The following is an 11,310-nucleotide window of genomic DNA, read 5'->3' on the forward strand; positions in this document are numbered from 1 at the left end:
ACCGGGATCGGCTGCCAGGTTGTTCAACTCGCGCGGATCGGCCTCCATGTCGAACAGCATCGGCTCGTAACCGACAAAGTGTACGTATTTCCACTGCTGCGTGCGCAGCCAGCAATAGCCGGTGGTGTTGCCCTCGTTGTTCAACTCGCCGTAGGCCGCGCGCTCCCCGCCCGATTCCTCACCCGAAAGCAGCGGGAGCAGCGAGCGCCCGCGCAGCCCGGCCGGAGCACTCAGCCCGCCCAGTTCGAGCATGGTCGCCGCCAGGTCGACATGGCTGGCCGGAGTATCCACAGTGCCCGCGCCGAACGGCCCGCCGGCGATTACGAGCGGTACGCGGGCGGCCTGGTCGTAAGGCGTGCCCTTGAACCACATCCCGTGATCGCCAAGCATCTCGCCGTGGTCGGCGGTGAATATCACGATCGTATTTTCCTGCTGTCCGCATCGTTCCAGTTCGGTCAGGATCGTGCCCACCCACTCGTCGAGCCGGGTGATCATCCCGTAGTAGGCGGCCCGGGCGCGGACTATCCGGCCCTCGCTGAACGGTTCGGTGTCGAACATGTTGTAATGGTTGGCCGCGGCCATCACCGGGTGCAGCTCCGGCGGCCGGCCGCCGGGGGCGTCCGGCAGGGAGATATTGTTCAACGGGTACATCTCGAAATATTTGCGCGGCACCACGAAGGGGGGGTGCGGACTGTTGAGCCCCACGTACTGCATCCAGGGCCTGCGTTCGCTTCCGGCCTCGGCGGCCAGGAACCGCGCGGCCTCGGCCACGAACCTCGTGTCGTGGTGCGGGTTCTCGTCCAGGTAGCCCTCGATCTGCCGGCGGCTGTCGATCCGGGGCTGGATCGGGCGGCGGAAGAAGGCGGTGACGTCGGGGTTGAGGTCGTGGCCGTGCTCGGTGTCCACCTCCTCCATCCCGTAGTCCCGTCCGAACAGGAAATCCAGCTTGCCGGTGGCGCGGCAGCGGTAGCCGCTGTCGGTCAGGTGGTTTGTCCAGCACGGCACCCGGCCGTCGAACGGCGATGCGTTGTCGTAAGCCTCGACCTCGTGGGGATACAGCCCGCTGAACATCGCGGCCCGCGCAGGCACGCAGACCGGGCTGTTGCTATAGAAGTTGGTGAACACGGTGCCGCGCGCGGCCAGCCGGTCGAGATTGGGCGTGTAGACCAGCGGGTGGCCCGCGAACCCGGCGCAGGAGGCGTTGAACTGGTCGGTGCAGATGAACAGGATGTTGGGCCGGTTGTCCGGGCGGCTCCCGGGAGTTGCACAGCCCGAAAAAGCTGCCAGCGAGAGTCCGGCAGCGGCGGCGCTGCTGCGCAGGAATTCACGTCTGTCCATCACGTCTCCGGATCTTGAATGTGAAACGTCAACCTTTCGGCAGGCGGGGGGTAAAAACTGCCGCTGAACATTTAACCGCTTAAACCATCTATAGTTACAATGCGATAACATTTACGGGAGGCTGGAATGAACTATAATCCTCAATTCGCGCGCTTGCAAGCATCCCGGGCGCAGTCGTTGATTTTTATCGGAACCGCTGATATGCTGGTATCAACAGTAAATTCAACGGGAGACTCAGCGTGGACATGCAGCTCAAGGACGGTTTTCTGGAACGTTGGGCGAAGTATTTCCCCGGCGCCGATCTGCCTGTGGTGTTCTACTATACCGATGACCCCGGCGAGGTCCGTGCGGCCGGGGAGCCGAAAGGCTGGCGCTGTTTTATCGGCGCGCTGGCCAAAACGCGCAGCGGAGAGCCCCTGGCATTCGACAACGCAGCCGTTACCTGCCGCGGAGGCAAACGCTACCTGGGATTCACCTCGGAGTTGTTTCCCAAGTTCGATTACTTCCTCTCCTGCGGGCTGGACGGCGAGGTGGAAGGCGAGCGCTACAAGAAAACGCCCGAACTGGTGCGGCAGTTGATGTACGGTTTCGAGGACCTGCCCGCCCCCGCGCGCTATATCGTGTTCAAACGCTGGGACGGACTGGAGGAGCCGGACAGCCCGGAGGGCGTCGTCTTTTTCACCTACGGGGATATTCTCTCGGGGCTGTTTACCCTCGCCAATTTCGACAGGGCCGACTCCGAGGGCGTGTTCGCGCCGTTCTCGGCCGGCTGCGGCTCGATCGTCCGGTTCGTGCGGCTGGAGGCGCGCAAGGAAAATCCCCGGGCAGTGCTGGGCATGTTCGATGTTTCCGCGCGGCCGACGGTCGAGGGCGAGCAGCTCAGTTTTTCGGTGCCGTTCGAGATGTTCCGCCGGATGGTGGGTAACATGGACGAAAGCTTCCTGATCACCGAATCATGGGACAAGGTCCGCAAACGGATCGCCGGGGCTACCGCTAACGGCCGAAAGAGGTGAACTGATGAGAAGCATTGCCGCAATCGCGCTCGCTGCGCTGGTTTTACTGGCTGCCGGTCCGCTTTCCGCCCGGACAGCCGTGCAGGTGGAAGTTTTGGCTGGCTCGGTCACCGGTCCGCTGAACCGGATCAACAACGGTGTGATGGGCGATATGTCGCTTATTTTGACCATGCAGGGCCGGGAGTTGATGGAGCAGACAGCGTTTGCGCTGCACGACCCGCAATACCGCAGGACTATGGGATTGCTGAATACCAGCCACGGGTTTCCCACAGGAACGAATGTCTACCATGAGGACAGCGAAGGCAACCCATACTACGATTTCACACTATTCGACCAGGTCTACGATGTCATAATCGAGGAATACATGACCCCGTTTGTCTGCCTGGGGTTCATGCCCCTGCCGCTCAGCTCCGCCCCTCCCGACTCGCTGCGCGCACCCTGGCAGCACCCTGACCGTTACCCACCCGAAGACTACGGCAAGTGGCACGGTCTGGTCAGTGCGCTGGTACGACACTGTCTGGAGCGCTACGGCCGGGAGGAGATTGCCGGCTGGAAATGGGAGGTCTGGAACGAACCGGACCTTCGCTTTTTCTGGCAGGGCAGCCGTGAGGAATATTTCAGGCTCTACGACTACACCGCCGCCGCGCTCAAGGAGGTGCTGCCGGATGCCGAGATCGGCGGTAACGCGGTGGCCGGCGCGGGGTCGAGTTTCCTGGACGAGTTTATCCGCCACTGCATGGACGGTAAAAATTACTGCACGGGTGGCGTCGGAGCGCCGCTGGATTTTATCTCTTTCCACATGAAAGGCGGCGGCAGCAGATTCGAGGGGAACCTGACCTCACCAGAGTTGATCAGCCGGGCAAACGTGAAACCTCGCGATCCAAACCTGCGCGGAATGCTGGAGCGAACCGAGGACGCCCTGCGCCGGATTTCGGCAATCGAGGGGACCGTCGGCATTCCGGTCTACATCACCGAGTGCGATGTCGATTACGGGGTCAGCAACTCGACCTATCAGGACCCGAATGCGGTCTACCGCAACAACGAGTATTTCGCCGCGTTCCAATGCGCATTGTTCAGGGGGATGCTCGACTTGAGCAGTCGGTACCCGAATAACCGGATAGAAAGCTTGATCATGGATACGTTTTTCTTCCCGGGCCGGCGGTTGTTCGAGGGCCAGCGCACCCTGTTCACCGCCGGTGGAATCCGCAAGCCGATCTACTGTGCTAATAAACTGCTGGCTTTGTTGGGCAGTGATGAGTTAGTGGTCAATTGCGGTCCTGAAAAGCCGAAAGAGTTAGGCGTGCTGGCTACGAGGAATACAAGGGAGGCCGTTAAAAACACATACCGGATATTATTGTTTAATTTCGATCAGGCTCAGAACCATTCCGACACGATTGCAGTCAAGTTGTCGATAATCGATGCGGACCCCGGCGACGACCTGTTTCTGGATCACTGGCGTATCGACCGGGAGCACAGCAACAGCTACCGAGCCTGGCTGGCGATGGGCTCACCGTTACATCCAACCCCGGACCAAATGGTCTGGCTGGAGGTCCGAGGTCATAAAGAAACGTTGAGTTCCAATGAAGAGTTCGAAGTGACAGACGGTGTGTTAAGAATCGAGATTGAACTGCCGCCCCACTCGGTTTCGCTGCTGCAATTCAACAGAGAGATACTTTCGCCCTGACTTGCAGCTCATGTCAGTAGTCCGCTGATATCAGCCTTTTGCAAGCTCCGCCGGCATGGCTGCCGCATCCTTGAGCGCCGCGTTGTCCGAGGTAGGGGGATCGGTAGCCGCAAAGTATCGTGTTTTTTTCCGCACACAGCCAGGCTTGAGGTGTACCAACGAAGACGGCAATGTGGATAAAAGTGTCCAGTTAGGTGAAAGGAGGAATGCCGATGCGGCATGGAGTGATGACGGTAATTCTGCTGGCCGGCCTCAGCGTTCTGGCGTCCTGCGGCACAGGGCAGGCCGGAGAACGGAAGGCGGCCGGTGGTAATAATAAGGGAGGCGACGAAATGCAACAGCTGGAAAAGGTAGTCAAGACAGAGCGGGAGTGGCGGGAAATGCTGACTCCAGAGCAGTACAGGATCACGCGCGAGGCGGAGACCGAGAGCGCATTTGCCGGTAAATACCTCGATTTCAAGGGTAAGGGGACCTACGCATGTATCTGCTGCGAGCTGCCGCTGTTCAGCTCGGAACACAAGTACAAGTCCGGTACCGGCTGGCCCAGTTTCTGGCAGCCTGGGCAGGCGGGCCACGTGGCCGAGCGCGACGACAGCAGTTGGGGCATGCGCAGGATAGAGGTCCAGTGCGCCCGCTGTGACGCACATCTGGGCCACCTGTTCACCGATGGCCCGCGGCCGACAGGTCTGCGCTACTGCATTAACTCCGCGTCGCTGAATTTCGTGCCGGAGGAAAAATAAGGACGATCAATCAAGCCCCAGCGCCGCCTTGAGTCTGGCGATATCGATCGCGTGCCGTACGTGGTTGTCGCGACCGGTGATTGTGGCGGCATGGGTGAGTGATGAAATAATCGCTTCCTCGGCCGCCTCGGCGGCTGCAGCGAACAGTCGGCCGGCCGGTTCATTGGCCAGCGGCGTCCGCGGACCGAGAAGCGCGGGTCCCCCGTAAGGGATCCTCATCTCCGGGTGCGTGGAAAAGGCTATCGCGTAATCGCCGCTGCCGTTGGAGAAATTGGCTCCGGTGCGGGCCATCCCGGCGAACAGCCTTTTAGCCAGCCGGGCCAGGTTTCTGTGCCCCAGGGGTGCATCGGTGGCGGCCACCAGGATACACGAGCCGCCGCGCCCGCTTTCCTCGCTGTCGAAGTCCTGCGGTATTTTCACTCCATTGACTCTCAGCACGCCGCCGAAATTGGTCTGGGCCAGCACGCCCACCGTGTAGCTCTCACCATCGATTTCCACCAGCCGCGAGCTGGAGCCGATCCCGCCTTTGAAACCCAGGCAGCCGGTGCCGGTTCCCGCGCCCACGCTGCCCTGCTCCACCGGACCATCGGTAGCGTTTTGAATTGCTGAAATCACGTCCTTTTCGCGGATTGCCCGCTCGCGGATATCGTTGAGGAAACCGTCGTTGGTCTCGCCAACCAGCGGGTTGATCGAGCGCACCTCCTCCATCCACGGCAGGGCCAGCATGTAGCTCAGCACGGCGTCGGCGGTGCGGGGCACTGCCAGGGTGTTTGTCAGCAGGACCGGGGTTTCGATATTGCCCAGTTCGTTGACCTGGGTGCTGCCGGCCAGTTTGCCGAAGCCGTTGAACGTGACCATCGCGCCGGGGACTTTTTCCAGGAAGATGTTCCCGCCGTGCGGCAGGACCGCCGTGACCCCGGTGCGGATATTATCGCCGCGGATTACCGTGGTGTGCCCCACGCGCACGCCGGGCACGTCGGTGATATCGTTGTGCTCCCCCACCGGCAGCGAGCCGATTGTGATTCCCAGCTCGCGGGGGGAGGGGCGGCCGGCTGATTCAGGCTGTGCATGAGCCATCGTGCAGGTGATCCCCAGCACCAGAGTGGACAACACGGCGAAAAAATTCATCAGCACCCTACCTGACAGTGATCGTGCTCCAGTTGTACCAGCCGTCGGCGGCTTTACCGTCGACAGCCAGCGAGATTCTGGGAGTGCCGTAATACGGGTCGAGCAGGGCCAGGCTCAGCTCGTACTCGCCCGGCGGAACATCCGACGGCACGGTCAGCACGGGGTCGATTGTGATTTCGCCCGGCAGCCAGGTGCGGACGTCCGTGTCGGTCCGCATCTCCCAGGCGGCCCCGGAATCGGGATTACGTAACCGGACAGCCAGCGGGTAGCGGTAGTAGCAGGGGGCAACGCCCACGTTTTCCCAGTCCATTTTCAGGGCCAGCCTGCCGCCTGCGCTTACGGCGGATGGATGCGCGAGCCTGCGCAGGACATACCTGTAACCCATCTTCTTGGCCCACTCATTGTAAGCCTCGAGCCACTCGTCCGGCATGTCGTCGTAGCTCGGTCCATAGACCATGTTCATCACCGAGATATGCCAGTCCAGGGATTGCTGGATCGTGATATCCCGCGTCTGCTCACTGGACAGCGAGCTGCCCATGCCATCGAAATACCAAGTGGTCCCCGTGCCGCAGGCCTCGAACGCAATTGGCGCGTGCATCCAGGCGTCCTGGGCCTGTGCCGCCTCGATAGACTGGGGATAGCTGTTCTGCATATGGTTCCAGGTCTGGCTGAACATCCCGAAATCACCGAGGCAGTCGGCCCGGTAGCCGGTACCGTTGGCGATTCCGTAGGCCAGCTGCTCCGCTCCGCCGATCAGCATCACCAGCTTGGTCTGCTTGAAATTGTCGAGATAGAGGTCCATGATCCCCCTGAGCGTGGAGTCCGGCGGCATGTCGAAGCCGGGGGTGCCGGCCGTGTTCCACTCGCCCCAACTGCCCACCGAGCCGATATCGACGTGGTGGATATCGGGGTGACCGTCGTAGCGCGAGGCCATCGCGGTGATCAGCCGTTCGTGATGCTCGATAAACAGGGGATCGCTGTAGTCCGGCTGAAAGCCCAGCGCATGGTTGCTCTCATCGTAGTAGCGGCCGTTGATGCCCTTGTCGATCAGCCACTGGGGGACTTTGATCGAGCCGTTCTGGCACATGATCCGCCAGGCGAATGCCTGGCCCTCCAAGTGGACCTGGTCCAGGATGGAGTCGATCATGGCGAAATCGATCTGTCCGTCTTCAGGCTCAATTTCGTTCCAGTACCAGCGGTAATAGGCCGTGGCGCACAAGGGATACCTGGGATTCCAGATTCTGAGGTTAGAGTCGGTGGCATTCGGCGAGGTGAAGCCCACGCCCGGGTTAAGCAGGTACTCGTCGCTCTCGGTGGGCGACATCACCACGTCCAGCACGCTTTGTCCCCGCCAGAGGACATCGAGCAGGAGGTCCAGCACGTCGGAGCCGTCGAACACGCCGTCGGCGTTATAATCACGGGTACTGTCGGCCCGGCCGTCGCGGGCGTGGAGCACCAGCGCGAGCACGTCGGCCACCCCCACCCGGCCGTCGCCGTTGTAATCTCCCCGCACCCGGCTGCTTACCGCCTGGGCCAGCACAAACCCGACTGCCAGCACCGCCAGGCAGGATACGAGGCCAATTTTCAATTTACCCGGCAGCCTGGTCGCACTCATTCAACACTCCCCTCTCCTGTTGCTATTGACGGACTTCCAGGCGGCTGAGCCAGTACCAGCCGTCAGCGCCGAGACCCTCGTTCGCCAGCTTGATTCCGGGTTTTCCGGTCGAGGTGTCGAGCATGCCCACTCCAAAGTCGTAGGTGTCCGCGGGCAGGTCGGCGGGAACCGGCAGGGTCAATTGCAGCGGAATCGTCCCCGGCAGCCAGCCGATGACATCCACGCCCGCATCGATTCTTACCATCCGCCGCGTGCGGGTGTTCCGCAAAGTGAAAGTCAGCGGGTAGTTGCGGTAGATCGGCGCCACGCCCTCGTTCTCCCACTCCATCTCGACCAGCATCTTCCCGCCGGGAGACACGCTGCCGGGATGGACCATCCGCCGCAGGGCGAACCTGTAGCCCATTTTCTTTTCGAACTCGACAATTGCCGCCCACCAGTCCTCCGGCACGCTCTCGGTGGCGTTGTTCAGTACCGATACGTGCCAGCGCAGGGCCTCGGACAGAATATAGTCGAGAGCCCATTGCTCGTCGTACCAGTACTGGATCGTCCAGCAGGTTTCGAACACCACGGGCGCACGTTTCCACGAATCGTCGGCCGCGGCCGAGTCCAGCGCCTGCTGGTAGAAATCTTCCATGTGGTTCCAGTCGTCGTTGAACCCGCCCATGTCCCCCAGGCAGTCCGCGCGCCAGCCTGCTCCGTTGGCGAGTGCGTATCTCAGGCCCTCCTTGCCGCCGATCAGCATGATCAGCGGTGTTTTTTTCCAGTGGTCCAGATAAAGGTCGATAATGGTTTTCCTGGTCTCATCGTCCGGCATCTCCATCCCCGTGCCGCCGGTGTGCCACTCGCCCCAGCGCCCCACGGTGCCGATATCGAAATGGTCCATGTCCGGGTGGCCGTCGTAACGGCGGGCCAGGGCGCGGATCAGGTTGCGGTGCTTAACCAGGAACACCGGATCGTCGTAGTAGGGCTGCCAGTTGTCGGGGTTGTCACGGTAGGGCTCACCCCTGGCGCCGGCCTCGCGCACCCAGAGCGGCACCCTGGGAGAACCGTTCTGGCACATCACGCGGAAATTCAGTTTCTGGCCCTCCGCCCGGCAGCGTTCCAGCACGCTGTCGATCAACCCGAACCGGATCTTACCCTCCTCCGGCTCGAGCTGGTTCCAGTACCAGCGATACTGGACGATGGTGCTGGCCGGGTGACGGCGGTCGCCGATATCGGAGTTGTACTGGTGGGTGGTGGCGAATCCGCGGTGTGGGTTACGCAGCGCGTCATTGATTGCGGCGGGAGACACAGTGACCATTTGCGGGCCCTCGCAGCCGGCGGCGAAAGCCAGACAGGCAAGCAGAGTGGAAAAAAATTTCATCGGGGATCGCTCCGGAAATAAAAGTGTCGGCTACGACTTCTTGTTCGCGAGGTTTATAATAACCGGCGGCCTGTTCAGCATCAAGTAACCGGTATCAGATTGAACGCGGCGACCCGGTTCTTCTTGACATTCAAGTAATATTTAGTAATAATTGGTGCGAATAAGCAATCATAAACAACTGGGAGGACAGACTGGATGACAAAAAATAATCCCAAGCAGGAAATAGTGACTTTCAAGGTGGACAGCTCGCTGCTGGAGGTGCTGAAAGACCTGCCCAACCGCAGCGAGTTTATCCGCCGTTCGATCCTGGGCGCTCTGGACAATGTCTGCCCGCTGTGCCAGGGGAGCGGCGTGCTGAGCCCAAACCAGAAAAAACACTGGGACAAGTTCAGCGCAGACCACGAGTTAACCGAATGCGACTCCTGCCACGAAATCCACCTGATCTGTGCCCACCCCGGGAGCGGCGCGGAATGAAAGAATTGGCTACCGGTTTCAGGATATTGGCGCTGGCGGCCTGGACCGCTGCGTTGGTGGGGAACGCCCACGGCGAAATCGTGCGCGCATTTGTAAGTATCCCGCCGCAGCTCGAGTTCGTGCGGAAAATCGGCGGTGACCGCGTAGCGGTGGAGGTCCTGCTGGCCCGGGGCCAGAGTCCGCATTCGTTCGATCCGCCGCCGCGGACTGTGGCCCGGCTGGGCGAGTCGAGGTTTTTTTTCCGGGCCGGCGTGCCCTACGAGGACCGTCTGGCTGGCCGCCTGACCGAGCTGTTTACAGGTCTTGAGGTGGTGGATACGCGCGAGGGGATCGAGTTGCGAGATATCGGTGGCGGCCGGGACGGGGAAGGAGATGACCCCCACACTTGGCTCGATCCGAAGCTGGTAAAAATCCAGACGCAGACTATCTGCGAGGCGCTGATCCGCGCAGACCGGGCCTGCGCTGCAACCTACCGGGCCAATCTCGCCTCTTACCATCGGGAGCTCGACAGCCTGAGCAGCGAGATCGGCGGCCTGCTGGCCCCCTACCGCGGCAGGTCGGTCTATGTCCATCACCCGGCGTTCGGCTATTTTCTCGATGCCTTCGGCCTGGGCCAGGAAGCGGTCCAGCTCGGCGGTCGGGAACCGTCGGCCCGTGAGCTGGCCGCGCTGGTCGATAAAATGAGGGCCGAAAGAGTGCGCACCCTGTTTGTCCAGCCGGAATTCCCCTCGCCGGTGGCCGACGCTCTCAGCATGGCCCTGGACTGCAAGGTGGTGCGGATCGATCCCCTGGCGCCGGATTACATGGATAACCTGCGCAGGATGGCCGCCTTGATAGCCGGGGCGCTGGCCCGACAAAACTGAATGAGGTGCACTGGCAACGATGAGCGAAATCCTGATCCAACTCGATAATGTCTGCTTCAGTTACCCGGGCGGCAGCCCCGTGCTGCAGGATGTGACCTTCGCTGTCCGGAGCGGTGAGTTTGCCTGCGTGGTCGGACCCAACGGCGGAGGCAAATCCACGCTGCTCAAACTGATGCTGGGACTTGAGCGGCCGGATTCCGGCACCGTCCGGCTGTTCGGCAAGCTGCCGGGCAAGGTCTCGCGCAAGATCGGCTTCCTGCCGCAGAACCCGCAGTTCGATCCTCAATTCCCGGTGACCGTAATGGACGTGGTCCTGATGGGCCGTCTGAAGGGCGGTCTGCTGCCTGGATGGTATTCGAGAGACGACCGGATGGCGGCCCTGGCCTCGCTGGCTGGAGTGGGCATGGAGACAGCGGCGGCAAAAAATTTCGCCGAGCTTTCGGACGGCCAGCGCCAGCGGGTGCTGATCGCCAGGATGCTGGCCTCCGAGCCGGAGCTGCTGCTGCTCGATGAGCCGACCAGCTACCTCGACATCCAGGCCGAGCAGAAGTTGTACGAGCTTCTTCACCGGCTCAACGAGCGGCTGACAATTATAATCGTCTCCCACGACCTGCTGATAGTCTCCCGATTCGTGGACCGGGTGATTTGCGTGAAAGGGACGGTGGATGTCCACGATACCGAGGAAGTGAGCGAGGAACTGGTGGGCGAGTTGTACGGCGGCGAGGTGAAAATGATAATCCATTCCGACCACGAGCACGGCCGCGGGGAGGAACGGTAATGGGTACTTTTCTGGCGGATGTGGCCCGGTTCCCGTTCCTGCAGCACGCCCTGCTGGCCGGGGTTCTCGCTGGTGTCGCCTGCGGGGTGGTGGGCACCTGGGTGGTTGCCCGGCGGATCACCTATCTGGCCGGAGGAATCGCCCATAGCGTGCTGGGGGGAGTGGGAGTCGCCCGTTACCTGCAGAAGGTGCGCGGCCTGGAGTGGCTCGATCCGCTCTACGGTGCGCTGGCCGCCGCGCTGGGGGCCGCCGCCCTGATCGGCTGGGTGTCGCTGAAAGCGCGGGAGCGCGAGGATACGCTGATCAGCGCGATG

The 11,310-nt window shown here is 61.6% G+C and carries 11 protein-coding genes; 7 read left to right on the forward strand and 4 right to left on the reverse strand.

Annotated elements, in window-relative coordinates; all coding sequences use genetic code 11:
- Positions 1 to 1,449: sulfatase-like hydrolase/transferase (locus tag FVQ81_17205; GenBank protein ID MBW7998270.1), on the reverse strand; the 1,449-nt coding region annotated here is incomplete at its 3' end.
- A 128-nt stretch (positions 1,450 to 1,577) separates the two neighbouring features.
- On the opposite strand from FVQ81_17205, the gene FVQ81_17210 reads away from it, so the two are divergent.
- The 3 genes from FVQ81_17210 (at position 1,578) to msrB (ending at position 4,775) form a co-directional block, all read left to right on the forward strand.
- The gene (locus tag FVQ81_17210; protein MBW7998271.1) at positions 1,578 to 2,351 is read left to right on the forward strand and encodes a hypothetical protein; all 774 of its coding nucleotides are present in this window, start codon (positions 1,578 to 1,580) and stop codon (positions 2,349 to 2,351) included.
- Between the two features lie 4 nt (positions 2,352 to 2,355).
- Positions 2,356 to 4,035 (forward strand): hypothetical protein, encoded by a 1,680-nt coding sequence (locus FVQ81_17215; protein MBW7998272.1) that lies wholly within the window; start codon positions 2,356 to 2,358, stop codon positions 4,033 to 4,035.
- 332 nt (positions 4,036 to 4,367) lie between these two features.
- Entirely contained in the window at positions 4,368 to 4,775 is a 408-nt protein-coding gene (msrB, locus tag FVQ81_17220; GenBank protein ID MBW7998273.1) for a peptide-methionine (R)-S-oxide reductase MsrB, read from the forward strand.
- A gap of 6 nt (positions 4,776 to 4,781) precedes the next feature.
- Here msrB and FVQ81_17225 read toward each other — a convergent pair whose 3' ends face one another.
- The 3 genes from FVQ81_17225 to FVQ81_17235 form a co-directional block, all read right to left on the reverse strand.
- Positions 4,782 to 5,903, reverse strand: coding sequence for a P1 family peptidase (locus FVQ81_17225; GenBank protein MBW7998274.1), 1,122 nt, complete (start codon positions 5,901 to 5,903; stop codon positions 4,782 to 4,784).
- A 7-nt stretch (positions 5,904 to 5,910) separates the two neighbouring features.
- Positions 5,911 to 6,837 (reverse strand): DUF4832 domain-containing protein, encoded by a 927-nt coding sequence (locus FVQ81_17230; GenBank protein MBW7998275.1) that lies wholly within the window; start codon positions 6,835 to 6,837, stop codon positions 5,911 to 5,913.
- Between the two features lie 703 nt (positions 6,838 to 7,540).
- On the reverse strand, positions 7,541 to 8,881 hold the full coding sequence (locus tag FVQ81_17235; GenBank protein ID MBW7998276.1) for a DUF4832 domain-containing protein: 1,341 nt from the start codon (positions 8,879 to 8,881) through the stop codon (positions 7,541 to 7,543).
- Between the two features lie 195 nt (positions 8,882 to 9,076).
- On the opposite strand from FVQ81_17235, the gene FVQ81_17240 reads away from it, so the two are divergent.
- The 4 genes from FVQ81_17240 to FVQ81_17255 form a co-directional block, all read left to right on the forward strand.
- The gene (locus FVQ81_17240; GenBank protein MBW7998277.1) at positions 9,077 to 9,355 is read left to right on the forward strand and encodes a CopG family transcriptional regulator; all 279 of its coding nucleotides are present in this window, start codon (positions 9,077 to 9,079) and stop codon (positions 9,353 to 9,355) included.
- The gene (locus tag FVQ81_17245) at positions 9,295 to 10,218 is read left to right on the forward strand and encodes an ABC transporter substrate-binding protein (protein ID MBW7998278.1); all 924 of its coding nucleotides are present in this window, start codon (positions 9,295 to 9,297) and stop codon (positions 10,216 to 10,218) included. The genes FVQ81_17240 and FVQ81_17245 overlap by 61 nt, the downstream gene beginning before the upstream one ends.
- A gap of 19 nt (positions 10,219 to 10,237) precedes the next feature.
- Positions 10,238 to 10,996, forward strand: coding sequence for a metal ABC transporter ATP-binding protein (locus FVQ81_17250; GenBank protein ID MBW7998279.1), 759 nt, complete (start codon positions 10,238 to 10,240; stop codon positions 10,994 to 10,996).
- Positions 10,996 to 11,310, forward strand: a 315-nt coding sequence (locus FVQ81_17255; GenBank protein MBW7998280.1) for a metal ABC transporter permease, incomplete at its 3' end; no start/stop codon positions are given. The genes FVQ81_17250 and FVQ81_17255, both read left to right, overlap by 1 nt.

It is taken from the genome of Candidatus Glassbacteria bacterium (assembly GCA_019456185.1).
Lineage (GTDB): Bacteria > Gemmatimonadota > Glassbacteria > GWA2-58-10 > GWA2-58-10 > JAJRTS01.

Coding starts and splice junctions, on each gene's coding strand:
- FVQ81_17215 (MBW7998272.1), top strand. CDS start 2,356: ATGAGAAGCATTGCCGCAATCGCGCTCGCTGCGCTGGTTTTACTGGCT.
- msrB (MBW7998273.1), top strand. CDS start 4,368: ATGCAACAGCTGGAAAAGGTAGTCAAGACAGAGCGGGAGTGGCGGGAA.
- FVQ81_17225 (MBW7998274.1), bottom strand. CDS start 5,903: ATGAATTTTTTCGCCGTGTTGTCCACTCTGGTGCTGGGGATCACCTGC.
- FVQ81_17230 (MBW7998275.1), bottom strand. CDS start 6,837: ATGGCCTCGCGCTACGACGGTCACCCCGATATCCACCACGTCGATATC.
- FVQ81_17235 (MBW7998276.1), bottom strand. CDS start 8,881: ATGAAATTTTTTTCCACTCTGCTTGCCTGTCTGGCTTTCGCCGCCGGC.
- FVQ81_17240 (MBW7998277.1), top strand. CDS start 9,077: ATGACAAAAAATAATCCCAAGCAGGAAATAGTGACTTTCAAGGTGGAC.
- FVQ81_17245 (MBW7998278.1), top strand. CDS start 9,295: ATGCGACTCCTGCCACGAAATCCACCTGATCTGTGCCCACCCCGGGAG.
- FVQ81_17250 (MBW7998279.1), top strand. CDS start 10,238: ATGAGCGAAATCCTGATCCAACTCGATAATGTCTGCTTCAGTTACCCG.